Annotated in this window: 22 protein-coding genes and 1 pseudogene; 10 read left to right on the top strand and 13 right to left on the bottom strand. The window is 60.3% G+C overall.

Annotated features, from left to right (window positions below; genetic code table 11):
- Window positions 1-80: 80 nt before the first annotated feature.
- Genes entF through fes form a run of 3 tightly spaced genes read right to left on the bottom strand, consistent with a single transcriptional unit; the run spans window position 81 to window position 5357 of the window.
- Entirely contained in the window at window positions 81-3938 is a 3858-nt protein-coding gene (entF, locus tag ACOTWU_RS00345) for an enterobactin non-ribosomal peptide synthetase EntF (protein WP_126499153.1), read from the bottom strand.
- Window positions 3935-4147, bottom strand: coding sequence for an MbtH family protein (locus tag ACOTWU_RS00340; RefSeq protein ID WP_015571182.1), 213 nt, complete (start codon window positions 4145-4147; stop codon window positions 3935-3937). Before ACOTWU_RS00340 ends, entF begins: the two co-directional genes overlap by 4 nt.
- 10 nt (window positions 4148-4157) lie before the next feature.
- A complete protein-coding gene (gene fes, locus ACOTWU_RS00335) occupies window positions 4158-5357 on the bottom strand; it encodes an enterochelin esterase (protein WP_045334393.1) in 1200 nt (399 codons plus the stop codon).
- A 146-nt stretch (window positions 5358-5503) separates the two neighbouring features.
- Here fes and ACOTWU_RS00330 point away from each other — a divergent pair, with 146 nt between their 5' ends.
- Together ACOTWU_RS00330 and entD are read left to right on the top strand one after the other, a co-directional pair.
- The gene (locus ACOTWU_RS00330; RefSeq protein WP_015571183.1) at window positions 5504-7753 is read left to right on the top strand and encodes a TonB-dependent siderophore receptor; all 2250 of its coding nucleotides are present in this window, start codon (window positions 5504-5506) and stop codon (window positions 7751-7753) included.
- A 62-nt stretch (window positions 7754-7815) separates the two neighbouring features.
- A complete protein-coding gene (gene entD / locus ACOTWU_RS00325; RefSeq protein ID WP_126499152.1) occupies window positions 7816-8505 on the top strand; it encodes an enterobactin synthase subunit EntD in 690 nt (229 codons plus the stop codon).
- On the opposite strand, the gene ACOTWU_RS00320 is transcribed toward entD, so the two are convergent.
- The 7 genes and pseudogenes from ACOTWU_RS00320 to betT all read right to left on the bottom strand — a co-directional run bounded on the left by ACOTWU_RS00320 (window position 8441) and on the right by betT (window position 14892).
- Window positions 8441-9280 carry a metal ABC transporter permease gene (locus ACOTWU_RS00320; protein ID WP_017382522.1) on the bottom strand — a complete coding sequence of 280 codons (840 nt, stop codon included), beginning with the start codon at window positions 9278-9280 and terminating at the stop codon, window positions 8441-8443. The genes entD and ACOTWU_RS00320 overlap by 65 nt on opposite strands.
- The gene (sitC, locus tag ACOTWU_RS00315) at window positions 9274-10125 is read right to left on the bottom strand and encodes an iron/manganese ABC transporter permease subunit SitC (RefSeq protein WP_023296090.1); all 852 of its coding nucleotides are present in this window, start codon (window positions 10123-10125) and stop codon (window positions 9274-9276) included. Before sitC ends, ACOTWU_RS00320 begins: the two co-directional genes overlap by 7 nt.
- Entirely contained in the window at window positions 10122-10928 is an 807-nt protein-coding gene (gene sitB, locus ACOTWU_RS00310; protein ID WP_017382524.1) for an iron/manganese ABC transporter ATP-binding protein SitB, read from the bottom strand. Before sitB ends, sitC begins: the two co-directional genes overlap by 4 nt.
- A gap of 2 nt (window positions 10929-10930) precedes the next feature.
- Window positions 10931-11842 carry an iron/manganese ABC transporter substrate-binding protein SitA gene (gene sitA / locus ACOTWU_RS00305; protein ID WP_040117351.1) on the bottom strand — a complete coding sequence of 304 codons (912 nt, stop codon included), beginning with the start codon at window positions 11840-11842 and terminating at the stop codon, window positions 10931-10933.
- A 203-nt stretch (window positions 11843-12045) separates the two neighbouring features.
- Window positions 12046-12330 (bottom strand): NadS family protein, encoded by a 285-nt coding sequence (gene nadS, locus ACOTWU_RS00300; protein ID WP_032670406.1) that lies wholly within the window; start codon window positions 12328-12330, stop codon window positions 12046-12048.
- A 65-nt stretch (window positions 12331-12395) separates the two neighbouring features.
- Window positions 12396-12719 (bottom strand): annotated as a pseudogene (locus ACOTWU_RS00295) (type II toxin-antitoxin system RelE/ParE family toxin); the annotation flags it as partial.
- A 139-nt stretch (window positions 12720-12858) separates the two neighbouring features.
- Window positions 12859-14892, bottom strand: coding sequence for a choline BCCT transporter BetT (betT, locus tag ACOTWU_RS00290; protein ID WP_126499151.1), 2034 nt, complete (start codon window positions 14890-14892; stop codon window positions 12859-12861).
- Between the two features lie 128 nt (window positions 14893-15020).
- Here betT and betI point away from each other — a divergent pair, with 128 nt between their 5' ends.
- From betI to betA, 3 genes are read left to right on the top strand one after another with little or no spacing between them, the layout of a single operon-like run.
- Complete coding sequence (gene betI / locus ACOTWU_RS00285; protein WP_017382531.1) at window positions 15021-15608, top strand: transcriptional regulator BetI; 588 nt, start codon at window positions 15021-15023, stop codon at window positions 15606-15608.
- 13 nt (window positions 15609-15621) lie between these two features.
- The gene (betB, locus tag ACOTWU_RS00280; RefSeq protein ID WP_126499150.1) at window positions 15622-17094 is read left to right on the top strand and encodes a betaine-aldehyde dehydrogenase; all 1473 of its coding nucleotides are present in this window, start codon (window positions 15622-15624) and stop codon (window positions 17092-17094) included.
- Window positions 17095-17107: 13 nt separating this feature from the next.
- Window positions 17108-18772, top strand: coding sequence for a choline dehydrogenase (gene betA, locus ACOTWU_RS00275; protein ID WP_252049324.1), 1665 nt, complete (start codon window positions 17108-17110; stop codon window positions 18770-18772).
- A gap of 93 nt (window positions 18773-18865) precedes the next feature.
- Here betA and ACOTWU_RS00270 read toward each other — a convergent pair whose 3' ends face one another.
- The gene (locus tag ACOTWU_RS00270) at window positions 18866-19564 is read right to left on the bottom strand and encodes a GNAT family N-acetyltransferase (RefSeq protein ID WP_032103078.1); all 699 of its coding nucleotides are present in this window, start codon (window positions 19562-19564) and stop codon (window positions 18866-18868) included.
- Window positions 19565-19764: 200 nt separating this feature from the next.
- On the opposite strand from ACOTWU_RS00270, the gene ACOTWU_RS00265 reads away from it, so the two are divergent.
- From ACOTWU_RS00265 to ACOTWU_RS00245, 5 genes are all read left to right on the top strand, one after another.
- Window positions 19765-21333: an ABC transporter substrate-binding protein gene (locus ACOTWU_RS00265; RefSeq protein WP_126499148.1), complete on the top strand. Its 1569-nt coding sequence runs from the start codon at window positions 19765-19767 to the stop codon at window positions 21331-21333.
- A 98-nt stretch (window positions 21334-21431) separates the two neighbouring features.
- On the top strand, window positions 21432-22445 hold the full coding sequence (locus ACOTWU_RS00260; RefSeq protein ID WP_017694356.1) for an ABC transporter permease: 1014 nt from the start codon (window positions 21432-21434) through the stop codon (window positions 22443-22445).
- Window positions 22445-23278: an ABC transporter permease gene (locus tag ACOTWU_RS00255; protein ID WP_023296077.1), complete on the top strand. Its 834-nt coding sequence runs from the start codon at window positions 22445-22447 to the stop codon at window positions 23276-23278. The genes ACOTWU_RS00260 and ACOTWU_RS00255 overlap by 1 nt, the downstream gene beginning before the upstream one ends.
- Entirely contained in the window at window positions 23271-24107 is an 837-nt protein-coding gene (locus tag ACOTWU_RS00250) for an ABC transporter ATP-binding protein (RefSeq protein ID WP_047057858.1), read from the top strand. Before ACOTWU_RS00255 ends, ACOTWU_RS00250 begins: the two co-directional genes overlap by 8 nt.
- The gene (locus ACOTWU_RS00245; RefSeq protein WP_126499147.1) at window positions 24094-24798 is read left to right on the top strand and encodes an ABC transporter ATP-binding protein; all 705 of its coding nucleotides are present in this window, start codon (window positions 24094-24096) and stop codon (window positions 24796-24798) included. Before ACOTWU_RS00250 ends, ACOTWU_RS00245 begins: the two co-directional genes overlap by 14 nt.
- Before the next feature lie 108 nt (window positions 24799-24906).
- Here the strand turns inward: ACOTWU_RS00245 and ACOTWU_RS00240 are convergent, their stop codons facing one another.
- Together ACOTWU_RS00240 and ACOTWU_RS00235 are read right to left on the bottom strand one after the other, a co-directional pair.
- Window positions 24907-25380: a cold-shock protein gene (locus ACOTWU_RS00240; protein ID WP_015571193.1), complete on the bottom strand. Its 474-nt coding sequence runs from the start codon at window positions 25378-25380 to the stop codon at window positions 24907-24909.
- Between the two features lie 137 nt (window positions 25381-25517).
- Entirely contained in the window at window positions 25518-26288 is a 771-nt protein-coding gene (locus tag ACOTWU_RS00235; protein ID WP_003858846.1) for a (S)-acetoin forming diacetyl reductase, read from the bottom strand.
- Between the last annotated feature and the right edge of the window lie 8 nt (window positions 26289-26296).

The following is a 26296-nucleotide window of genomic DNA, read 5'->3' as shown; positions in this document are numbered from 1 at the left end:
GCCGGGTGGCGGCTACGCCTTACCCGGCCTACATTCAGCTCCCGTAGGCCCGGTAAGCGCAGCGCCACCGGGCATTTGCACTATCCAAAAATTTCCTTCAGTACCGGCCCAATCTTTTCAAACGCCTGCGGTGAAATAATATCCACGTGGGCGCAGTCCTGGCTGTACACCTCCAGCTCATCCACCCACGGCGCCCACGCGGCCTGCGGATCCAGGGTTCGCGTTCGCTCGGCGACAAACAGCGTCGCTTTACCGTCAAACCGCGCGCTGTGTGCCGTGGTGAGCAGCCGCACCGCGTCCGCATAGTTGCCTTCAATGGCGTTAAACAACTCGCTGGAGCCCTGCCCCTGCTGGGCGGCAATAAACGCCTGACGTTCGCGCTCAATTTCCGCCAGCACCTCCGGATCGAGGCCGTTGGCCTCTTTCTCCGCCCAGTTCTGGGTTTCCGGTGGCCAGGTATCCAGCAGGCCGAGGAACGCTACGTTTTCACCCTGCTCGCGCAGACGCGCCGCAATGCCCTGCGCCAGCGTGCCGCCGAGGGAATAGCCGAACAGATAATACGGCCCCTGCGGCTGTTGCTTACGCAACGTGTTCAGATGATGCTCGATCACCGCATCGAGATCCGCACACTGCTGCATCGGCCCGTCAGGCCGGGGAGACTGAATGCCGACGATTGACCAGCGCGGGCTGAGGTAGCGCGCCAGGACGCTAAACTGCCAGGCAAAGCCGGACGCCGGATGGAAGCAGAACAGCGTGGGGCCGTTGCTTTCACGCAGCGGGAGAACGGTTTCATACCCCAGACGCTGCGCCTGCTCGTCGCTCATCTGCGAGTCCAGCAGGGCGCTAAGCTTGCTCACCGTCGAGGCGACCATAATCTGCCCCGGCGTGACCTTGCGGCTGAACGCACGGCTGAGCTGAGCCGCAAGGCGCATCGCCAGCAGCGAGTGGCCGCCGAGGGCAAAGAAATCGGCCTCGATATCGTTCACCGCGCAGCCCAGCAGGGCAGAAAACGCCTGCGCCACGGTGACTTCGGTTTGCGTCTCGGGCGCGCGACCGGAAGTTTTGCTGGTCAGCTCCGGCAGCGGCAGCGCCTTGCGATCCAGTTTGCCGTTGGCGCTTAACGGCAGCGCGCTGATTTGCAGCAGCACCACCGGCACCATATGCGGTGGCAGCTGGGCTTTGAGTGATGCAAGCAGCGCGTCGCGATCCAGCAGTAAGCCGGATTCAGAGACAACGTATCCCACCAGCTGGCGGGCATCGCCGCCCGTGGCAGCCGCCTGGTTGAACACGCAGGCGTGCGCCACCGCCTGGGCCACATCCGGCAGCGCGAGCATCGCCCGGTCGATTTCGCCCAGCTCGATGCGCTGGCCGCGGATTTTCAGCTGATCGTCGCTGCGGCCCAGATATTCCACCGCGCCGTTGTCCAGCCAGCGGGCAACGTCCCCGGTGCGGTACATTCGCTCGCCGGGGGCAAACGGATCGGCGATAAAGCGGCTGGCGGTAAGGTCGGGGCGTCCCAGATACCCCTGCGCCAGCTGGATGCCGGTGAGATAGAGATCCCCCGCCACGCCGAACGGCACCGGGCGCATCATCGCGTCCAGAATGCGCAGCCCCGTATTCCACACCGGGAAGCCAATTGGCACGCTGTTGCCCTCCACCGCCGCCAGCTCGGGGCCAAACGCCGGATACCAGCTCACATCCACCGCCGCTTCGGTCGGGCCATAGAGGTTGTGCAGCGGCGCATGGGTGAGCTGTTCCCACTCGCGACACAGCGCAGTCGGCAACGCCTCGCCGCTACAGAACACCTGCTTCAGCGTCCTGCAACAGTCGACGTTTTCCGGCGTCAGCGAGGCGACGAACGCCGCCAGCATCGACGGCACGAAGTGGGTGGTGGTTACGCCATATTCTGCGAAGAAGCCCTGCATCGCCTGCGGATCGCGGTGCGCGTCCGGCTCGGCCATCACCAGCTTCGCCCCGGCGATAAACGGCCACCAGAACTCCCACACCGACACGTCAAAGCTGCACGGCGTTTTCTGCGCCACCACGTCATGCGCCGCCAGTGGATAATGATCCTGCATCCACTTCAGGCGGTTAACGATGGCGGTATGGCCGACCATCACCCCTTTTGGACGCCCCGTCGAACCGGAGGTAAAGATGATGTACGCGGTCTGCTCCGGCTTCGCCAGGCGCAGAGGTTCAGCATCGGTGGCCGGTAATAGTGTGTTGTAACTAAAGGTGGCGATCGGCAGATCGTTAAAGCGCGGAAGCTGCTCGTCGGTGGTAATGAGCAGCGACGGCTTCGCGTCCTCCAGCATCATCCGTAGACGGTCATCCGGGTAACCGGTATCCAGCGGCAGCCAGGCGGCGCCTGCTTCAACAATCCCGTGCAGCGCCAGGGTCAGGAACACCGAGCGCGGGAGCGCCACCGCCACGCTGTCGCCCGGCTTCACGCCGCGCGCGCGCAGCAGGTTTGCCAGCGCGACCACCTGCTCGCGCATCTGGCGGTAGTTCAGTTCAGTATGGGCATCCGCCAGCGCGGGGGCGTCCGGCGTTTTGCTCGCCTGCTCCGCCACAAGATCCGCCAGCGTGGTGGACGGCAGCGCCAGCCCGGTATCGTTGATGCGCGCCAGCCGGGCGTATTCCTGCTCTGATACGGTTTCCACGTCGCCACAGCGCAGGTCCGGATTGGCGGCAAACTGCGTCAGCATTGCGTTCAGGCGCGCCGCGTGCCCCTTCAGCGTCGCCTCGTCGTAACGCTGCCCGTTGGCGAGGATCTCAATGCTCAGTCCGCCCTGCTCGTCCGGGAACAGCGCCAGCTCCAGATCGTTCACCGGGCCGGTCGCCAGCGTGTGGGTAATGGCCTCCACGCCGTCGATATTCAGCTGATAATCGAACACCTTGACGTTCAGCACCGGACCAAAAAGGGCTTCGTCGCCTGCGGCACGTCCGCTGTCGCGCACGATCTGCTCGGCGTCGTAACGCTGATGGCGGCGCATCTTTTTCAGCTGGTTCGCCAGGCGCAGCGCCAGTTCCGGCAGGCTCTCCTGCGGGCGAATATTCACCGCCAGCGGCAGGACGTTGAGCACCGGTCCGGTCGCGGTCAGCGCGGCGGAGCCCATGCGGCGCATAAAGATAAACCCGGCGGCGTAGTCCAGCCGTCCGGTCAGGCGGCCCAGCCACAGCGCCACCAGCGCAAGGGCCAGATCGGTACGCTGCGCCTGGCCTGCCTTCTGTGCAAGCTGGCTGAACGCACGGCCGTCCATCGCAATTTTCAGGCGCAGGATATCGGTGGTGGCGGCGCGTCCCGGCAGCGGCGCGGAAGAGAGCGAGACCGGAGAAGGAAGCTGTTTGCGTTGTGCGGCCCAGAAAGCACCGTCGCGCTGATACGCCTCGCTGTCGCGATAGCGCTGATACTCCTCCACCACCTCGGCGAACGGGGTGAACGGCGAGGCCGGCGTGGATTCACCTTTCTGCCACGCAGCGTAAATGGCGGCGATCTGACGGGTAATAGCAGGGAAGCTGAAGCCATCTACCACCAGATGATGATACCGCTGATACCAGTACCAGTGGCTTTCTCCCACCTGGATCAGCTGGTGAAACGCCAGCGGCTGACCGCTGTCGACGCGCAGGTTCTGGTTGAGATCGGCCTCCATCAGCGCCACGGCGGCGTCGTGGGAGTCAACGCGCACGATGGACGGCTCCGGCAGGAGCATGGCCTCATCGATCCACTGCCACACCTCACCGTTATCTTCGGCAAAACGCATCCGCAGGGTGTCGGCCTGCATCATGCCTTCAGCGATGGCTTTTGCCAGCAATGGCGCATCGATAGCGCCTTTCAGCTCGGTGTAGTGCGCGACGCTCCAGGCATTTGGCAGGGAGGAAAGCTGCTCTGCCATCCAGATCCCCGGCTGGGCGGCGACAAGAGGGAGACGGTTCATGCGCGCTCCCCCGCAAAACATGACGGCTCAAGCGTCTGCCACTGTTCCGCCAGCCACTGCTGGCACGCCTCCTGAGATTGCGGTTCGCAGACCACGCGCCAGCCCGCGGGCAACTCGCACTGCTGCGGCCACAGGCTGTACTGCCCCTGGTCATTTTGCAAAATGGCGAACTGTCCCTGCGGATTATCGAAAGGATTGCTGAATTCCATACAGACTCCGTTATTGAATAAGCGGCTGCCAGAGGGTCATCAGCCCCTGCGTCAGCCCACCGCGCCAGCAAAGCGCATCGTGTCCGCCGTCAACCTGACGCCAGAAAACCGGTTGCTGAGTGTGTAGTTCGGCGAGGATCGCCTGGTTTGCGCGCAAAATAAGCGGCTCGTTGCGCCCGGCCTCAAGGACGATGCGCAGCCCGCGAGCGGTTTTGTCACCCGCTTTGAGTTGTTCGATGAGCAGCCCGTCCTGCTGCGCGCCGCGGTGCGGCCACCAGTAGGATCCGGACTGGCTGAGGATGCAGCCAAAACGCTGCGGCCAGTTGAGGCCCGCATAGAGGGAAGAGAGCCCGCCGAAGCTCTGACCCGCCACCACGGTATGGTCGGCGCGGTCGCTGAACGGGGCCATGCTTTTCACCTGCGGGAGAAGTTCGTCCTGCACCGCCAGCCAGAAATCAGGGTTACACGGCAGCTCGCGGCTGCGGTGTGCGGTGTCAATCACGTCGATTAAGACATAGACCGCAGGCAGCAGTTTGCCTTCATGGGTGAGCGACGCCAGCGCAGGCCAGACGGGCATGCTTTCGGCCCAGAACTGCCCGTCGAGCAGCACCGCCAGCGGGCGCTCGGGGCTTTCATCCCCGGTGGTAAAAATCCACACGCGGCGACGGTTCTTCAGACGCGCGCTGTGCCACTCAATGCAGACAGGCTTTTTGTAAGGGGTATCGGGATGGTTCCAGCCGGGCTGTACGGGCGCCTCCGGCATCTCCAGCGCCGAGACGGCGTGCCCGCGCCCGCCGCGCCAGCTCTGGGCATTCAGCGGGTCGGACACCGCGTGCGGCAATAGTTTGCGCCAGCCTTCGCGCAGCGCCATGCGGTCCGGCTGATCGCCTTCAAACACTGCGCTGGCAAAATCGTTTTCATTGTCGGAGGGGATAAAACAGTAGCTGCCGCGCCATTCGGGGCTGAACTCGCCCTGCCACTGCCAGACGTCGGTATCCGGGATACGTTCAAGGGACTGCGGACGGGCATTTTGATGGTGATCGGTCACACCGGTGACGTAGAGCCAGACGCGTTTAACCGTCGACGTTTTCTGCGTTCCCGCCGGGTCCCGCCACCAGAATGTCACGCGATAGTTTTCCTGATGACGTTCCCGTTCCGGCCCGTCTTTCGCCTGCCACCACGCTTCACTTCCGGTTGTTAACGCCGTCACCCTTATAACCCCATGTTTAACAGTCTTTTTTGTTTCAGAGCAAATTTTATTGATAATATTATTGATAACTATTTGCATTTGCAATAGCGTAATGCCCGCGCTGTGGGAAGCGCGCTCATTAAATAACCATAAAAGCGGGACGTACAATGAATAAGAAGATTCACTCTCTGGCCTTGCTGGTCAATTTAGGGATTTATGGTGTCGCGCTGCCCGTCATGGCAGACGACAACACCGCCTCCGCGCAGCATGAAGACACCATGGTGATCACCGCCGCCGAGCAGAATTTGCAGGCGCCGGGCGTGTCGACCATCACCGCCGACGAGATCCGCAAAAACCCGCCCGCGCGGGACGTGGCGGAAATCATCCGCACCATGCCGGGCGTTAACCTGACCGGCAACTCCACCAGCGGCCAGCGCGGGAATAACCGTCAGATTGACATTCGCGGCATGGGCCCGGAAAACACCCTGATCCTGATCGACGGCAAGCCGGTCACCAGCCGCAACTCCATCCGTCTGGGCTGGCGCGGCGAGCGTGATACCCGCGGCGATACCGGCTGGGTCCCGCCGGAGATGATCGAGCGCATCGAAGTGATCCGTGGCCCGGCTGCTGCCCGCTACGGTAACGGCGCGGCGGGCGGCGTGGTGAACATCATCACCAAAAAATTTGACGACCAGTGGCACGGCTCCTGGAACACCTACCTGAATGCGCCAGAGCATAAAGACGAAGGTTCCACCAAACGCACTAACTTCAGCCTGAGCGGCCCGCTGGGCGGGGATTTCAGCTTCCGCATGTACGGTAACCTGGATAAAACCCAGGCCGACGCCTGGGACATTAACCAGGGCCATCAGTCTGACCGTACCGGCGCATATGCCGACACGCTGCCGGCAGGCCGTGAAGGGGTCGAGAATAAAGACATCAACGGCGTGGTGCGCTGGGACTTTGCGCCTATGCAGTCCCTGGAGTTTGAGGCGGGATACAGCCGCCAGAACAACCTTTACGCGGGCGATACCCAGAATACCAACAACGACAACAGCTCAAGCGGGCTGGTGAAGAAGAACTACGGTAAAGAGACTAACCGTATCTATCGTCAGAACTTCGCGGTGACCTGGAACGGCGGCTGGGATAACGGCATTACCACCAGCAACTGGGCGCAGTACGAGCACACCCGCAACTCGCGTCTGGGCGAAGGCCTGGCGGGCGGTCTGGAAGGCCTGTTCAACAGCAATAAATTCACCGATACCGACCTGGCCGACGTGATGCTGCACAGCGAAATCAACCTGCCGATTGATTTCATTGTGAATCAAAACCTGACGCTCGGCACCGAGTGGAACCAGCAGCGCATGAAGGACTCGACCTCCTTCACGCAAACCCAACAGGGGGGCACCATCCCGGGCATGAGTGAAGACCGTAGCCCGTACACCTCAGCGGAGATCTTCTCCCTGTTCGCCGAAAACAACATGGAGCTGACCGACAGCACCATGCTGACCCCTGCTCTGCGCTTCGACCACCACACCATTGTGGGTAATAACTGGAGCCCGTCCCTGAACCTGTCGCAAGGTCTGGGGGATGACTTCACCCTGAAGATGGGCATCGCGCGCGCCTATAAAGCGCCAAGCCTGTATCAGACCAACCCGAACTACCTGCTGTACAGCAAAGGCCAGGGCTGCTACGCCAGTTCCGACGGCGTGGGCTGCTACATGATGGGTAACGACGATCTGAAAGCGGAAACCAGTATCAACAAAGAGATTGGCCTGGAGTGGAAACGCGACGGCTGGCTGGCGGGCGTGACCTGGTTCCGCAACGACTACCGCAACAAGATTGAAGCGGGCTACGCGCCGATTGGCCAGACGTCCACCGGCAAAGTCACCACCGATATCTACCAGTGGGAAAACGTGCCGAAGGCGGTAGTGGAAGGTCTGGAAGGCTCCCTGAACGTACCGGTCAGCGATACCATCAACTGGACCAATAACATCACCTACATGCTGCAAAGCAAGAACAAGGAGACCGGCGATCGTCTGTCGATCATCCCGGAGTATACGCTGAACTCTACCCTGAGCTGGCAGGTACGTCAGGATGTCTCATTGCAGTCGACCTTCACCTGGTACGGCAAGCAGCAGCCGAAGAAGTACAACTACAAAGGTCAGCCGGTGACCGGGTCTGAGAAAGACGAAGTCAGCCCGTACAGCATCGTTGGCCTGAGCGCGACCTGGGACGTGACCAAAAACGTCAGCCTGACCGGCGGCGTGGACAACGTCTTCGACAAGCGCCAGTGGCGTGCGGGTAACGCCCAGACCACGGGTAATACCACCACCGGCGCGTATATGTACGGTGCGGGCGCGTATACGTATAATGAACCGGGCCGTACCTGGTATATGAGCGTGAATACGCGTTTTTAAGGCACTGAAGTCAATCCTTCCCTCTCCCCTCCGGGGAGAGGGTCAGGGTGAGGGGAAAAACCATGCACACCACCCACAGCACATTTTCTCTCGCCGGCCACACCCTCCACCGCATCACTTTCGACCCCGCCACCTTTACCGACGCCGATCTCCTCTGGCTCCCCCACCACGCCCAGCTCGCTGACGCCGGACGCAAACGCAAGGCCGACCACCTGGCAGGCCGCATCGCCGCCGCGCACGCCTTACCTGACCACACCATGCCCGCCATCGGCCCCAGCGGGGAACCGCTCTGGCCGCAAGGTATTTCCGGCAGCATCACCCACAGCGGCACGCAGGCGATAGCCGTCGTCACGCAATACCCGGCGCTTATCGGCATCGATTGTGAAACGATCCTCTTCGAAAACGAAGCCAGGGAAATCAAAGACGGCATTATTGATACGCAGGAAGAACCTGTGCTTTCCCGCCTGGGATACCCGTTCGCCCTCGCCCTGACGCTGGTCTTCAGCGCCAAAGAGAGCCTGTTTAAGGCCCTCTTTCCGCAGGTACAGGCCTGGATGGGTTTTGACTGCGCCCGCGTTACCAAGCTCGACGACAAGACGCTCACGCTGGCGTTGACCCGTCAACTGGCAGGCTTTGAAGAAGGCACCGCCTTCCGCCTGCACTGGCAGCAGCACGGCGAACAGGTCATCACCCTGCTGTCACACGCTCCTGGCGACGCGCCTTCACGCTGGTCACCACAAACGTCACGATAAACACCATCGCGAACAGGACCACAATGGTCGGCGCAGGCGCGCTGTCGAGATAAAACGAGGCATAAACGCCGCTTACCGACACCAGCGCTGAAACGGCGACCGCCACCAGCAGTGCCATGTGAAAGCGTCGGGTAATCAGCACCGCCACGGCGCCGGGCGCAATCAGCAGGGAAATCGACAGAATGATCCCCACCGCTTTCAGCGTCGCAACGATGGTCAGCGAAACCATGCACAGTAAGCCGTAGTGCAGCCAGCGGGTGCGCAGGCCACTCGCCTGCGCCTGCTGATAGTCAAAGCAGAACAGCAGAAAATCGCGCCACTTCAGGCCAATCACCAGCGCAATCAGCCCCGCGACGAGACCGCTTTGCAGAATGTCCATCCCGTTAATACCCAACATATCGCCGAACAGAATGTGGTCGAGATGCACCTCAGGTTTGACGGCGATATAGAGGATCAGCCCGGCGCCGAACATGCCGGAAAAGACGATCCCCATGACCGTATCCTGTTTGATGCGGCTGTTATCCTTCAGATATCCGGTGGCGACCGCGCAGAAAAGACCGGCCACGAATGCACCCAGCGCCAGCGGCAGGCCCATCATCCAGGCCAGCACGACGCCGGGAAACACCGCGTGGCTCATGGCGTCGCCCATCAGCGCCCAGCCTTTCAGCACCAGAAAAACCGACAGCAGCGCACAGGGCACGGCCACCAGGAGTGAAATCAGCAGCGCGTTGTTCATAAACGCAAACTGGAACGGTTCGAGAAGCAGCGTCAACATGGGTGTGCCTCCCGCGCCCGACGGCGGCTGGCAAGCAGCCCGTGCTTCGGCGCAAAGACGAACGCCATCAGGAACAGCAGCGTCTGGGCGACCACGATAATGCCGCCGGTGGCGCCGTCCAGGTAATAGCTGGCCCACGCGCCGAGGAAGCTGGTGATGCTGCCAATGGCGACGGCAATCATCAGCAGGCGCGGGAAACGGTCGGTCAGCAGCCACGCGGTCGCGCCGGGCGTGACCACCAGACAGATCACCAGAAATGCGCCGACGGTTTGCAGCGCCGCCACGGTAGAGACCGCCAGCAGCGTGAAGAAGAGGATTTTCAGGCGTTCAGGACGCAGACCGATGGCGCGGGCGTGGTTCTCATCAAAAAAGGTCACCATCAGATCTTTCCATTTGAACAGCAGGATAACTATCGACACCACGCCGATAATCGCCAGCTGGACGATATCTTCCGGGGCGATAGCCAGAATATTGCCGAGGACGATGGTCTGAATGTTCACCGAGGTCGGGTTGAGCGAGACCATAAACAGCCCCAGCCCGAAAAACGAGGAGAAGATCAGCCCGATAATGGCGTCCTCCTTCAGGCGGCTGCGCTGGTTGAGAAACAGCATGCTGCCCGCCGCCAGCCCGCCCGACAGGAACGCCCCCAGCGAGAACGGCAGCCCGAGCATGTAGGCCCCCGCTACGCCCGGCACGATGGAGTGCGACAGCGCATCGCCGATCAGCGACCAGCCTTTGAGCATCAGATAGCAGGAGAGAAACGCGCATAGCCCGCCCACCATCGCCGAGACCCACATCGCGTTGAGCATGTACTCGTAGCCGAAGGGTTCGAGAAGCACGTTCATTTGGCCTCCTGACGGTGCGTGACGAAGGGGCGTTCGTCGTCGGTAATAATGCGATCTTCCGAGCCGCTGAGCACCACGTGGCGCAGCACGCCGCTGAAGGCGCGCTCAAGATTCTCGGCGGTAAAGGTGGTTTCCGTCGGGCCGCTCGCCAGCACGGTGCCTTTGACCATCACCGTGTAATCGCAGAATTCCGTGACCGAGCCCAGGTTATGGGTCGAGACCAGCATCGTTTTACCCTCGTCGCGCAGCTCCCGCAGCAGGCTGATGATCCTGGCTTCGGTTTTGACGTCCACGCCGGTAAACGGCTCGTCGAGCAGGATCACCTCGCCCTGCTGGGCAATCGCACGGGCCAGAAACACGCGCTTCTTCTGCCCGCCGGACAGCTCGCCAATCTGCCGATGGCGCAGCTCGAGCATATCTACACGCTTCAGGGCGTCGGTGACGATCTGCTTATCGCATTCTTTGGGACGACGCAGAAACCCCATATGCCCGTAGCGGCCCATCATCACCACGTCCTCGACGAGCACCGGAAACGACCAGTCGACCTCTTCCGACTGCGGCACGTAGGCGACCAGGTTCTGACGCAGAGCCCGGTGAGGCGGCAGCCCCAGAATGGAGATAGTGCCGCTCGCCGCCCGCACAAACCCCATCACCGCCTTAAACAGCGTGGACTTGCCGGAACCGTTCACCCCCACCAGGGCGGCAATCGATCCGCCCGGCACGCTGAACGATGCGTCGCGCAGCGCCGTGTGGCCGTTGCGGTAGGTCACGGTCACGTCGGTTACAACAATCCCCTCGTGCATGGTTACTCCTTCATGCCGTCACGGATGCCCTGCACCAGCGTGCGGGTGGTGACGTTCAGCAGATCGATATAGGTCGGCACCGGGCCGTTTTCAGCGCTCAGAGAGTCGACGTACAGCACGCCGCCATAGTGGGCGCCGGTTTCACGCGCCACCTGACGGGCGGGCTTATCCGAGACCGTGCTTTCGCTAAACACCGCCGGAATGTGATGTTTTTTCACCAGATCGATAACCTTGCGCACCTGCTGCGGCGTGCCCTGCTGATCGGCGTTGATCGGCCACAGGTAAAGCTCCTTCAGGCCCAAATCCCGCGCCAGATAGGAGAACGCCCCTTCGCTGGTTACCATCCAGCGTTTGTCTTCAGGTATCTCCGCGACCTGCTTGCGCAGCGGTTCGAGAGTGGCGGTGATCTTCTGCTTGTAGGCTTCCGCATTGCGCTGATAGGTCTGTGCGTTGGCCGGATCGTACTTCACCAGCGCGTCGCGGATGTTATCGACGTAAATCAGGGCGTTATCCGGCGACATCCACGCGTGCGGATTGGGCTTGCCGTTATAGGGCCCTTCGCTGATGCCCATCGGGGTGATGCCTTTGGTGACAATCACCTCCGGCACGCCGTTCAGATGCTGATAAAAGCGCTGGAACCACAGCTCCAGATTCATGCCGTTCGCCAGGATCAGCTGTGCCTTCTGCGCGCGTTTGATATCGCCCGGGGTGGGCTGGTATTCGTGAATTTCCGCGCCCGGTTTGGTGATGGAGGTGACCTCTGCGGCATCCCCCGCCACGTTTTTCGCCATATCAGCGATAACGGTAAAAGTGGTGATGACCTGGAACTTTTCAGCCGCCAGCGCGCCGGTAGTGGTCGCGGTCATGAGCAGCGCGCCGAGCAACAGACGCTTCAATCCTTGCCGTGGATGCATCGCAGAAGTCTCCTGAGGTGATTAAATTCAAAGCAAAATTAGCCTGTGCTATAAGGTATAGCACAGGCTATGTTTAAATGAAAATAATTATCATTAAAGTTGTGTCAATGAAGGGCGTGCCTGATGACGCTTCGCTTATCAGGCCTACGGTAAAGCAGATTTGTAGGCCGGGTAAGCGCAGCGCCACCCGGCAAGAGGGCTGCCTACTGCCCGGCAAGGGCCTTATAAAATGCAGGATTCTCCCGAATCACGTTAAGTACCTTCGCCGCCAGCCCGGTTGGGTTGCGACGTTTGGACTCCCAGCTTTTTATCGTGTCAACGCTCGTGCCAAGCGCCTTCGCCATTTCGCATTGGGTAATATTGAGCTGTTCTCTGATTGCGCGAACATCTGCAACTTCATAGCGGGTTACTCTGGAAGCTGTTTTCTTTCCGCTGTGGATCTCAACGGCTTCTTCAAGCGAAGATTTTAATTCATCAAATATACTCATTGTCTGCCTCCTCCTGCCTGAATAGGGTACATAGTACACCTACCATTTACGGCACAGGAAGCACTATTTTTCAGAACAGAAGTTAGTTTTTTAAGTTCAGCTTTCTCTGTCTCAGTCAGGCTGTCCCTAGTGCTTTTTAGATAGGCCATGATGAAATAGATCACCTCCTCCGTGGCCAAAAAGTAAATCACTCTGGCACCGCCTCTCTTTCCCTTTGAACCTGCCGCCATCCTTATTTTACGTAACCCACCCGTCTGTTGTATCAGGTCGCCTTTATCAGGCCAGGCAATGAGTTCCTTTTGCAGATCCTTTAATTCATCATCCGTAGCAATGCTTTTAATCTGCCGGGTAAAGAGTGATGTTTCGATAAACTCTATCGCGTGACTCATCCATAATTCCTTCCCTAATCGCAGCAAAAAGCCTGAATACATCAGGATCAGGCTCTTGCTACATTGTTACTCTTCCTTGAGTAATATTGCGCCAAAATACTGTATTTATATACAGGTCGGCAAAATTTTAAGAATCCATTTATACATCCGGGAACATCACGCTATTCCCCGGCGCTTCCCTGTGCAGATGGATAAAGTTCAGGTGCCGTTCATACTGGTCCAGAATGTCCGTGATCACCTGCTCCTTGCTGTAATCCATCAAATCATTCCCCTGGCTGCCTTCCAGCAGGAAGGTCTCCAGCCGGTAGTAGGTCGACTTCCCGCTGCGCGCCCGGTAGGTGAACCCGGGCACCGAATACTGCTGCGGCCAGATCTGATAGACAAAGTTCTGCTCGTCGCCCATGTGCACCAGCAGATCCAGGTGCCCCAGATTTTCGCCCTCTTCCGGGGGCAGGTTTTTCAGCTCCACGTAGGCGCCACGCAGCTTCAGCTCCTGGGCCACCTCTTCCATCGCCGGGAAACAGACCGTCTCCATCATCTGGCTGGTGTAGCGCGTGCCGGGGTAGTTCATCAGGCGCGAGAGACGTTTTTTCCAGCTCAGCCTGTCCTGCGCGCCCAGCGGACGCGGGGCGGTGTCGCGGCTGGCGCTGACGCGGCGGTAGTCTTCCACCTTAAGCGATTTATACAGCCCGGCCATCACGAAGAAGATCACGAAGCTGAACGGCAGGCCCATGATCACCGTGGTGTTCTGCAACGCCGAGATACCGTTGGTCATCAGCATGCCGAGCGTCAGCAGGCCGATGGCGACGGACCAGAAGATGCGCAGCCAGTTCGGCGCGTCGCTGTTAATGTCCTTGAGCTTCGAGGTGAAGTTCCCCAGCACCAGCGCGCCGGAGTCCGCCGAGGTGACGTAGAACAGCAGGCCGGTAATGGTCGCTACGGACGCGCTAAAGGTAAACGCCGGATACTGCGCCAGCAGGCTGTAGAAGCCGCGCTCCGGGTGCGCCATCGCTTCCTGGGCAAAAGTCGCATTGCCGTGGATGATCTCGTGCAGCGCGCTGTTGCCGAAAATCGACAGCCACAGCAGGGTAAAGGTGAACGGGATGATCAGCGTGCCCATCACGAACTGACGAATGGTGCGGCCACGCGAAATGCGCGCGAGGAACAGGCCGACAAACGGCGACCACGCCACCCACCACGCCCAGAAGAAGAGCGTCCAGTTGTTCATCCACTCTGTCGGACGGTCAAAGGCGAAGCTGTTCAGCGTCATGCCCATAAAGCGGTTCACGTAATCACCCACGTTCAGCACTAAGGCATTGAGCAAGAACGAGGTGTCGCCCATAAACAGCACGAACAGGATCAGCCCCAGCGCCAGCGCGACGTTCAGCTCGGAGAGCACGCGAATCCCTTTATCCACGCCGGAGGTCACCGAGATGGTGGCGATAATCACCGACAGCGCAATCAGCGCCGCCTTCGCCGCCATCGAATCCGGGATGCCAAACAGCACGCTCAGCCCGTAGTTAAGCTGCACCACGCCAATTCCGAGCGTTGTCGCGATACCAAAGATGGTGCCGATCACCGCCGCGATGTCTACCGTGTGCCCAATAGGGCCGTTGATCTTTTTGCCGAAAATCGGGTACAGCGCGGAGCGGATGGTAAGGGGCAAATTATAACGATAGCTAAAGTATCCGAGCGCCATGCCCATCAGGGCGTACATCGACCAGCCCGTCAGGCCGTAGTGGAACAGCGTCCAGACCATCGCCTGGCGCGCGGCCTCCATCGTCTGCCCTGCCCCTTCCGGCGGCTGCATATACTGCGTGACCGGTTCCGCCACGGAGAAGAACATCAGGTCGATGCCGATGCCCGCGGCAAACAGCATCGCGGCCCAGCTCAGCAGGCTGAATTCGGGCTTGGACTGCTCAGGCCCGAGCTTCACCGAACCGAAGCGCGAGCAGGCAATGCAGACCACGAAGACAATATAGAGCGTCGCCGCCAGCAGATAGTACCAGCCGAAGGTCTTCGACACCCAGTCCAGGGTGCGCCCAATCCACTCGGCAGAAAAATCACGAAAGAAAATGGTCGTCAGGGAAAACAACAAAATCAGCCCGGCGGACGTATAAAAAACGACCGGGTTGATTTTGTCTTTTTCTCTGTCCTGTGAAAGGTCTGTCATCCAGTATCCCCACTGTTTTTGTAACTATTGAAATCCAAATCCGCAACAATTAAGACACATTTTATATTGAACGTCCAATCAAAAACCGCTTTAATAGTTAACCAACGCTGATGAATGGAGTGGCAAAAATGCCCAAAGTGGGGATGCAGCCGATCCGGCGCAGGCAGCTAATCGATGCCACGCTGGAAGCAATTAATGAAGTGGGAATGCATGACGCAACCATCGCGCAAATCGCCCGTCGGGCGGGCGTATCCACGGGGATCATCAGCCACTATTTCAAAGATAAAAACGGTCTGCTGGAAGCGACCATGCGTGACATCACCGGTCAGCTGCGCGACGCGGTATTAAGCCGTTTACGCGCCCTGCCGGACGGCAGCGCAGAGCAGCGATTGCAGGCGATTGTCGGCGGCAATTTTGATGAAACCCAGATCAGCGGCGCGGCGATGAAGGCCTGGCTGGCCTTCTGGGCCAGCAGCATGCATCAGCCGATGCTCTACCGTTTGCAGCAGGTCAGCAGCCGCCGATTGCTCTCAAACCTGGTGTACGAGTTCCGTCGCGAGCTGCCGCGTGAACAGGCTGAAGAGGCGGGCTACGGGCTTGCCGCACTGATTGACGGGCTATGGCTGCGCGCTGCGCTCAGCGGCAAACCGCTGGATAAAACCCTGGCCCAGTCGCTCACCAGCCACTTTATCAGCCAGCATTTACCGACCGATTAACCGAGGAGAATTTATGTCCCGAATGGCAGAACAGCAGCTTTATATCAATGGTGGTTACACATCGGCCACCAGCGGTCGCACCTTCGAGACCATCAACCCGGCGAACGGTGAAGTTCTGGCAACCGTGCAGGCCGCCGGGCGCGAAGACGTGGACCGCGCCGTGGAAAGCGCACAGCGCGGGCAGAAGATCTGGGCGGCGATGACCGCCATGGAGCGCTCGCGCATCCTGCGCCGCGCCGTCGATATCCTGCGCGAGCGAAACGACGAGCTGGCAACGCTGGAAACCCTCGACACCGGTAAAGCGTATTCCGAAACCTCGACCGTCGACATCGTTACCGGCGCGGACGTGCTGGAGTACTACGCGGGGCTGATCCCGGCGCTGGAAGGCAGCCAGATCCCGCTGCGCGACACCTCGTTCGTCTACACCCGCCGCGAGCCGCTGGGCGTGGTGGCGGGCATCGGCGCGTGGAACTACCCGATCCAGATCGCCCTGTGGAAATCCGCCCCGGCGCTGGCGGCGGGCAACGCGATGATCTTCAAGCCGAGCGAAGTGACCCCGCTCACCGCCCTGAAGCTGGCGGAGATCTACACCGAGGCGGGCCTGCCGGACGGCGTGTTTAACGTCCTGCCGGGCGTGGGCGCGGAGACCGGCCAGTTCCTGACCGAGCATCCGGGCATCGCCAAAGTCTCCTTCACTGGCGGCGTCGCCAGCGGCAAAAAGGTGATGGCGAACTCGGCGGCCTCGTCCCTGAAAGAGGTGACGATGGAGCTGGGCGGTAAATCTCCGCTGATAGTGTTTGACGACGCGGATCTGGATCTCGCGGCAGATATCGCCATGATGGCGAACTTCTTCAGCTCCGGTCAGGTGTGCACCAACGGCACCCGCGTGTTCGTGCCCGCGAAGGTCAAAGCCGCGTTTGAGCAAAAAATCGTTGAGCGCGTGGGCCGCATCCGCGCGGGCGACCTGTTCGATGAAAACACCAACTTTGGCCCGATGGTCAGCTTCCCGCACCGCGACAGCGTGCTGCGCTACATCGCCAAAGGCAAAGAGGAAGGCGCGCGCGTGCTGTGCGGCGGCGACGTGTTGAAGGGTGACGGCTTTGATAACGGCGCGTGGGTGGCCCCGACCGTGTTCACCGACTGCACCGACGAAATGACCATCGTGCGCGAAGAGATCTTCGGCCCGGTGATGTCCATTCTTACCTATGACACTGACGAAGAGGCCATTCGCCGCGCCAATGATACCGACTACGGTCTGGCGGCGGGCATCGTCACCGCCGATCTGAACCGCGCCCACGGCGCTATTCATCAGCTCGAAGCGGGCATCTGCTGGATCAACACCTGGGGTGAATCCGCCGCAGAGATGCCGGTCGGCGGCTACAAACACTCCGGCATTGGCCGTGAGAACGGCGTCATGACGCTTCAGAGTTACACCCAGGTGAAGTCCATCCAGGTTGAGATGGGTAAATTCCAGTCCATATTTTAACCGGGAGGTTTATTTGCAATTTGACTACATCATTATCGGAGCCGGCTCTGCCGGCAACGTACTGGCAACACGACTGACTGAAGATCCGAACACCACCGTCCTGCTGCTTGAGGCGGGCGGGCCGGACTACCGCTTTGACTTCCGCACCCAGATGCCTGCCGCGCTGGCCTTCCCGTTGCAGGGCAAGCGCTACAACTGGGCGTATGAAACCGAGCCTGAGCCTTTCATGAACAATCGCCGCATGGAATGCGGACGGGGTAAAGGGCTGGGCGGCTCGTCGCTGATCAACGGCATGTGCTACGTGCGCGGTAACGCGATGGATCTGGACAACTGGGCGAAAGAACCGGGTCTGGAGCACTGGAGCTACCTCAACTGCCTGCCCTATTACCGCAAGGCAGAGACCCGCGACGTGGGGCCGAACGACTACCACGGCGGCGACGGTCCGGTGAGCGTCACCACCTCTAAGCCGGGCGTGAACCCGCTGTTTGAAGCGATGGTAGAGGCGGGCGTGCAGGCGGGCTACCCGCGCACCGACGACCTTAACGGCTATCAGCAGGAAGGCTTTGGCCCGATGGACCGTACGGTCACGCCGCAGGGCCGACGCGCCAGCACCGCGCGCGGCTATCTGGACCAGGCCAAACCGCGCCCGAATCTGACCATCCGCACCCACGCCATGACCGATCACATTATCTTTGACGGCAAGCGCGCGGTGGGCGTCGAGTGGCTGGAAGGCGAAAGCACCATTCCGTCAAAAGCGACGACGAAGAAAGAGGTGCTGCTGTGCGCGGGCGCCATCGCGTCTCCGCAGATCCTCCAGCGCTCCGGCGTGGGCAACGCTGAACTGCTGAAGCAGTTTGATATCCCGCTGGTACATGATTTACCCGGGGTGGGTGAAAACTTGCAGGATCACCTGGAGATGTACCTTCAGTATGAATGTAAGGAGCTGGTCTCCCTCTACCCTGCCCTGCAATGGTGGAACCAGCCGAAGATTGGCGCGGAGTGGCTGTTTGGCGGCACAGGCGTGGGCGCGAGCAACCACTTCGAAGCGGGCGGGTTTATCCGCAGCCGCGAGGAGTTCGAGTGGCCAAACATTCAGTATCACTTCCTGCCGGTGGCGATTAACTACAACGGCTCGAACGCGGTGAAAGAACATGGCTTCCAGTGCCACGTTGGCTCCATGCGCTCGCCGAGCCGCGGCCACGTGCGCATCAAGTCGCGCGATCCGCACCAGCATCCGGCGATCCTGTTCAACTACATGTCCCACGAGCAGGACTGGCAGGAGTTCCGCGACGCGATCCGCATCACCCGCGAGATCATGCACCAGCCTGCGCTGGACAAGTATCGCGGTCGTGAAATCAGCCCGGGCGTGGAATGCCAGACCGACGAACAGCTGGACGAGTTCGTGCGCAACCACGCTGAAACCGCCTTCCACCCGTGCGGCACCTGCAAGATGGGCTACGACGAAATGGCGGTGGTCGACGGCGAAGGCCGGGTTCACGGGCTGGAAGGGTTACGCGTAGTGGATGCGTCGATTATGCCGCAGATTATCACCGGCAACCTGAACGCCACCACCATCATGATTGGCGAAAAGATTGCCGACGCCATTCGCGGGCGCGAGCCGCTGGCGAAGAGCACGGCGGCGTATTATGTGGCGGATGGGGCGCCGGTTCGCCGCTGAGTGCGAACTTCTCCCCTCACCCCGGCCCTCTCCCAAAGGGAGAGGGTGTCATCGTCCCCTCTCCCTCTGGGAGAGGGTTAGGGTGAGGGGAAATTATTGCCGAAATGCTTCAAGCCGCTTAACCTGCCGTCCTTCCCCGTCAAAATTCTCCGCCGCCAGCCAGGCGCGCAGCTCTGCATCGCGCTGCGGCCATTCGCCGTCAATAATCGAAAGCATATCGCTGTCGCGGTTGCGTCCTTTACGCACCAGCTTCTGGCGCAGGCGCCCTTCCCAGACAAACCCCAGCCGCTCCGCCGCGTTGCGTGAGGCGATGTTCATCGAATCGCACTTCCACTCCAGCCGGCGATATTGATGCTCAAAGGCATTTTTCAGCAGCAGCCACACCGCTTCGGTACCCACGCGGGTGCCCTTCATTCTGCGCGACCAGGTGACGTGGCCGATCTCAACCGAGCCCTGAAAGCGTTCTATCGCCATATAGCTGACCAGCCCTACCGCCTTTTCGGTGCGCAGATCGATAACGGCAAAGGGCACCAGGTCGTCATCCAGCACCTTTCCCAGCACCCAGTGCGCAGTGGCCTCAACGCTCACAGGCTGGGTGCTGGCAAGCCACGTCCAGTCGCTGTCGTCACCCAGCGCATAGGCTTCAAACAAATCAGCCGAATGGCGGTCAGCATCCAGCGGCTCCAGGCGGCAATACTGCCCGGTGAGCAGGGTACGGGTTAACGCGCGGGCGCATTTCCAGTCCGGAACAATATCATTAACGGTTTGACCATGTTGATTGATTTCGGGCACGGCGATGACTCCCTGAAAGGTAAGGAGTTTGTTATAGCAGGTTAAAAAGCCAACGAAAAGAGAGGTGACTCATAACCAGACCGAATGCGTTATTCCCGGAGGGCATAAGCAAAGCAGAATTTCGACTTTGAGGAAATCCTCAGCCAGCCTACCGTAACGGTGCATAAAACAATCACAATATATTTTCTTCAGGGATCGCTATGAATAAAAAACTGCTGCCGTTACTGGTGCTGGCTGCGCTCTCAAGCGCTGCTCACGCCGCTACCCCGCCCAACACGCTGGTTGTCGCCCAGGGTCTGGATGATATCGTGAGCCTTGACCCGGCCGAAGCCAACGAACTTTCCAGCATCCAGACCGTACCGAGTTTGTATCAGCGTCTGGTACAGCCGGACCGCGATAACCCGGAAAAAAACACCCCGGTTCTGGCCGAAAGCTGGGAAGCGGACTCGGCAGCAAAAACCCTGACCATCAAACTTAAGCCCGATGCAAAATTTGCCTCCGGCAACCCGCTGCGCCCGGAAGATGTGATCTTCTCATATACCCGCGCCGTGACGCTGAACAAATCCCCGGCGTTTATCCTCAACGTACTGGGCTGGGACGCCAGCAACATCGCCAGCCAGCTGAAGAAAGTGGACGACCATACCCTCACGCTTCGCTGGACGGCGGACGTCAGCCCGTCGGTAGCGCTGAATATACTCTCCACGCCGATTGCCTCCATCGTCGATGAAAAGCAGGTTGCGGCGAACGTGAAGGATAACGACTTCGGCAACGCGTGGTTAAAAATGCACTCTGCGGGCAGCGGCGCGTTCAAAATGCGCGTTTACCAGCCGCATCAGGCCATCGTGCTGGAAGCCAACGACTCCGCGCCCGGCGGCGCGCCGAAGCTTAAAAGCATCATCATTAAAAACGTCCCCGATCCCGCTTCCCGCCGCCTGCTGATCCAGCAGGGTGACGCGGACGTGGCGCGCGATCTGGGTGCAGACCAGATAAGCGCCCTCAGCGGCAAGCCGGGCGTGAAGGTGCTGAGCATCCCTTCTGCCGAGCAAAACTATCTGGTGTTTAACACCGGCAACAGCGCTAACCCGCTGCTGAATAATCCAGCGTTCTGGGAAGCCTCGCGCTGGCTGGTGGATTATGAAGGCATCACCAAGGACCTGCTGAAAGGCCAGTATTTTGTTCATCAGAGCTTCCTGCCGGTCGGCCTGCCGGGCGCGCTGGAGGACAATCCGTTCACTTTTGACCCGGCAAAAGCAAAAGCGATCCTCGCCAGGGCGGGCATCAAAGACGCGCATTTCACGCTGGACGTAGAGAATAAACCGCCGTTCATCACCATCGCGCAATCCATGCAGGCGAGCTTCGCTCAGGGCGGCGTGAAGGTGGATCTGCTGCCCGCGGCGGGTAGCCAGGTGTACGCCCGCGTGCGTGCGAAACAGCATCAGGCGGCCATCCGTCTGTGGATCCCGGACTACTTCGATGCGCACTCCAACGCCAGCGCCTTCGCATGGAATGACGGGAAATCCAGCACCGTGGCCGGGCTTAACGGCTGGAAAATTCCGGAGCTGAACAACGCTACGCTGGCGGCGGTTGCCGAGCCGGATCCGGCAAAACGTCTGGATCTGTATAAGAAGATGCAGGAACAGTTACAGCATAACTCGCCGTATGTGTTCGTTGACCAGGGCAAAACCCAGATCGTGGTGCGCGATAACGTGAAGGGGTATCAGCAGGGGCTGAACGCGGATATGGTCTGGTACGATCGCGTTACGAAGTAGCCCTTGTTGCCGGGTGGCGCTGCGCTTACCCGGCCTACGTTCCTGGTTTTTGTAGACCGGGTAAGGCGAAGCCGCCACCCGGCATAAAGAGATTTCCCATGCCACATCTTTCCACCCGCGTGCTTCAGGGTCTGCTGACTCTCCTGCTCACGCTGTTCGGGCTACTGCTGGTCACGTTTGCGCTCTCTGCCTTTTCCCCGGTCGATCGCGTATTGCAGATCGTCGGCGATCACGCCAGCCAGTCCACTTACGATCAGGTTCGCCACCAGCTTGGGCTGGATCGGCCTCTTCCCGTACAGTTCTGGCACTACCTGCAAAACCTCGCTCACGGGGATTTAGGCACCGCCAGCGCTACCGGTCAGCCGGTATTGCAGGACCTGCTGCACGCCTTTCCCGCCACGCTGGAACTGGCAACGCTGGCGCTAATTATCGGCACGGTACTCGGCGTGATTGCGGGTGTACTGTGCGCCCGCTACGCCGGTTCGCCACTGGACTTAGCGATCAGAACGCTCACCCTGCTCGGCAATTCGGTGCCAATATTCTGGCTCGGACTGCTGATGCTGGCTCTGTTCTACGCGAAACTACAGTGGAGCGCTGGCCCCGGCAGGCTGGACGACATCTGGCAATTCACCGTTGAGCCACGAACCGGATTTGCGCTGGTTGATACCTGGCTTTCCGGCGACCGCGAGGCGTTCCACAACGCCATCAGCCACCTGGTGCTGCCGGTGCTGCTGCTGGCCTACTACTCGCTGGCAAGTATCACCCGCCTGACGCGCTCCGCCTGTCTGAGCGAGATGAACAAAGAGTACATATTGCTCGCCCGCGCCAAAGGCGCCGGAGAGATGACCATCCTGCTGCGTCACGTGCTGCCGAACATTCGCAGCACCCTATTGACGGTGATTGCCCTGGCCTACACCAGCATGCTGGAGGGCGCGGTATTAACCGAAACCGTCTTCTCGTGGCCGGGCATCGGGCGCTACCTCACCACGGCCCTGTTCGCCGGTGACACCACCGCCGTGATGGGCGGCACGCTGCTGATTGGCGTCTGCTTTGTTCTGATCAATAACCTTACCGACCTGCTTGTGCGGGCGACCGATCCCAGGGTGCGCTAATGCCGTTTTATCTCTTCTTACGCCGCCTGCGCCGCTCCCCTGCCGCGTTTTGCGGGCTGATCGCCATCGCGCTGCTGGTGCTTATTGCCCTGTTAGCACCGTGGCTTGCGCCGCATGACCCCAACTGGCAGGACGCCGCCGCGCGTCTGCAACCGCCCAACGCGCAGCACTGGCTGGGTACCGATAGCTATGGGCGGGATCTGCTCTCCCGATTAATCTACGGCACCCGTCCGGCACTGGGGCTGGTGGCCTTAGTCACCGTTATTACCCTCCCCGCCGGTCTGCTGGTGGGGATTTTGTCAGGCTACTACGGCGGCTGGATGGAGCGCATCCTGATGCGCTTTACCGACGTGGTGATGTCGATGCCGCGCCTGATCCTCGCCTTCGCGTTTGTCGCGATGCTCGGCCCCGGTCTGGTGAACGGCGCGCTGGCGCTGGCCTTAACGACCTGGCCTGCCTATGCGCGCCAGGCGCGCAGTGAAATCCAGCGTCTGCGCCACAGCGATTATCTGGCCGCCGCGGAGATGATGGGCATTCGCGGCCCGCGCCTGCTGGTCGGCCATATTCTGCCCCTGTGCCTGCCCTCCGCGATTGTACGGCTGGCGCTGGATCTGGCCGGGATCATTCTGGCCGCCGCCGGGCTGGGCTTCCTTGGCCTGGGCGCACGTCCACCGATGGCGGAATGGGGCGCGATGATAGCCGACGGCATGCAGGTCATTTTTGACCAGTGGTGGATTGCCGCCATTCCAGGCGGGGCGATTCTGTTTGCCAGCCTGGCCTTTAACCTGCTGGGCGATGGCCTGCGCGACGTACTGGAGCCACAGCATGACTGAACACCGCGTCATCGTCGATGCGCTAAATATCGACTACCCCGCCGCGCGCGTGGTCAACAACCTGAGCTTTACGTTAGGCAACGAGCGGCTGGCGCTGGTGGGAGAATCCGGCTCCGGCAAGTCCATGTCTGCCCGCGCCCTGATGGGGCTGGTGCGCAAGCCCGGCATCGTGAGCGCTAAGCGGCTTAACGTGCTTGGCAACGACCTGCTGACCCTGAACAGCCGCCGCTGGCAGGCGCTGCGCGGCAACGGCATTGCGATGGTTCTACAGGACCCGCGCTACGCGCTAAATCCGGTGAAAACCGTCGCCGCCCAGCTTGATGAAGCGCTGACCCTCCATCAGCGCCTGCCCCGCGCCGAACGCCTGGCGCGCATTCACGATATCATCCGCGCCGTGGGGCTGAACGAGCACGTGCTCCAGCGCTATCCCGGCGAACTCTCCGGCGGCATGGGCCAGCGCGTGATGATCGCCATTGCGCTCATCAACAACCCGCAGGTGCTGATCGCCGACGAACCGACTTCCGCGCTGGACGCACGCCTGCGCAACCAGATCCTGGAGCTGCTGGTACAGCAGTGCGAGGCGCGGCAGATGGCGATGCTGTTAATCAGCCACGATTTGCCGCTCGTCGCGGAACACTGTGACCGCGTGCTGGTGATGTATCAGGGTGAGAAAGTTGATGAAATGGCGGCGAGCCAGTTGCCGCAGGCAACCCATCCCTACACGCGCACGCTCTGGACCTGCCGCCCGAACGCCGGGACGTTTGGCCAGATGCTGCCGACGCTCGACCGTTCGCAACCGTGGAAGGAGGCCGACAATGGCACTCGTTGAGGTTAACCAGCTCCGGGTGAGTTTTGGTGAAAAAACGGCGGTTTCCGCCGCCAGTTTTGCGATCGAAAAAGGCGAAACCTTCAGCCTGATCGGTGAATCCGGCTGCGGCAAATCGACTCTTCTGCGCGTGCTGGCGGGGCTGCTGCGCGAGTGGAATGGCCACATTTCCGTCCTCGGGGAAAATTTACGGCCAGGACGACGTTTTGAAGGCGCGCTTCGCCGTAACGTGCAGATGGTGTTCCAGGATCCGTGGGCGTCTTTGCACCCGAACCACACCATTGCCCGCACCCTGTCGGAGCCGTTAAACATCCACGGCGAAACCCAGGTTGCCGAAAAGGTGGCGGATGCGCTGCAACAGGTGGGTCTGGCTGCCGACGCCGGCAGGCGTTACCCGCATCAGCTTTCCGGCGGACAGCATCAGCGCGTGGCCATCGCCCGCGCGCTGCTGCTGCGCCCGCAGCTTCTGCTGCTGGATGAACCGACCTCGGCGCTGGATATGTCGGTACAGGCGGAGATCCTGAACCTGCTCAACCGCCTGAAGGCGCAGCACGGCATGACCTACCTGCTGGTGAGCCACGATGCGGACGTGATTGCGCATATGTCCGACCGGGCGGCATTTATGGCGCACGGGGAGATCCGGCGGGTGTTTGACCGTGAGGCGATGTTGCGGGGCGAGCACAGGATGGGGTAAGTGTGCGCGGCGGTGCCCGGTGGCGCTGCGCTTACCGGGCCTACGTTTCGTGCCGCGTTGATGGTTTTTCGTAGGCCGGGTAAGGCGTAGCCGCCACCCGGCAAAAAATCACTTCAGCAGCTTCACCGTGGCATCGATGTCGATCTCATCTTCAGTGAAGATCAGCGTCGTGTTCTGGAAGGTAGTGATCGCCAGCTTCTTCACCGTGCGCATTTCGCCCGGCTTTTTCTCGGTTTTGGGTTTGATGCTGTTCATCAGCAGCCCCACCGACAGCACCGCATTCTCTTTGTCGATTTTGGTCTCAACGGGCTCTTCCTCGCTGAACACCACGAAGGATTTAATTGAGGTGAGCTTCACGCGCTCGCCCGCAATATAAAGATGCTTACTCTCCGGGATCACCTTCACCGCATACGCGGAAAGGCCTTTGCTGTTGGTGGTTGGCTCGAAGGTCACCGCCGCATCTTTCTTAATCAGATCAGGGTTGGCGACCTTAATCACATGAAAATAGCGGTTGTCGCCGTTTTCATCTTTGATAAATCCAAAGCCTTTATCTTTAAACCACGTTGTGATTGTACCGTTCATCGCTGTTACCGCCTGTCAGATCTCAAGACTAAAGTTTTGCAGCGCGCAGTGTAATGCACAATGGCTGACGAGACAAAAAAAAGCCCCTGCACGGGAGCAGGGGAAAGTTCATGTCAGAGCTTTTTAGTATTGTGTATTTAGTTGAACACCATCCCACCATCAATCAGCAGCGACTGACCGGTCATGTAGTCGGAATCCGGCCCGGCGAGGTAAGAGACGCAGGCGGCCACGTCTTCCGGTTCGGACAAACGGCCAAGCGTGATGCGTTTGGCAAAGGTTTCCGTCCCGTAGCCAAGCGGTTTACCCGCCGCCTCGGAGACCTGACGGTCGATTTCCGCCCACATCGGCGTTTTGACGATCCCCGGGCAGTAGGCGTTAACAGTGATCCCCAGCGGCGCGAGATCCCGCGCGGCGGTCTGGGTTAAGCCACGCACCGCGAACTTGCTGGAGCTGTAGACCGCCAGCTCCGGGTTGCCGGTGTGGCCCGCCTGAGAGCAGGCGTTGATAATTTTGCCGCCGTGCCCCTCTTTGCGAAAGGCGTCAATCGCGGCCTGAATGCCCCAGATCACCCCTTTCACGTTGATGTTGTAGACCTTGTCGACAATCTCCGGCGTGATGGATTCGATGGGCGTGGACGGCGCCACCCCGGCGTTATTGACGATGACGTTAAAACCGCCCAGCGCGGTGCGGGCTTTTTCCACCGCCGCGAACACCTGCTCGCGGTCAGAGACGTCCACCTTCACGGCGACGGCCTTCCCGCCGTTACGGGTGATCTCATCCGCGACCGCTTTCGCCGTCTCTTCGTTGTAATCCGCAATAGCAACGGCAAAACCATCCTTCACCAGGCGAAGCGCGATCGCTTTGCCAATCCCCTGACCGGAGCCGGTTACGAGAGCCACTTTTTGCATTTCTCTGT

The organism is Enterobacter cloacae complex sp. GYL001, from assembly GCF_049237125.1.
In the GTDB taxonomy this organism is placed as follows: Bacteria; Pseudomonadota; Gammaproteobacteria; order Enterobacterales; family Enterobacteriaceae; genus Enterobacter; species Enterobacter hormaechei_C.
The sequence above is the reverse complement of the archived record's forward strand: the minus strand, read 5'-3'. Positions and strand labels throughout refer to the sequence as shown.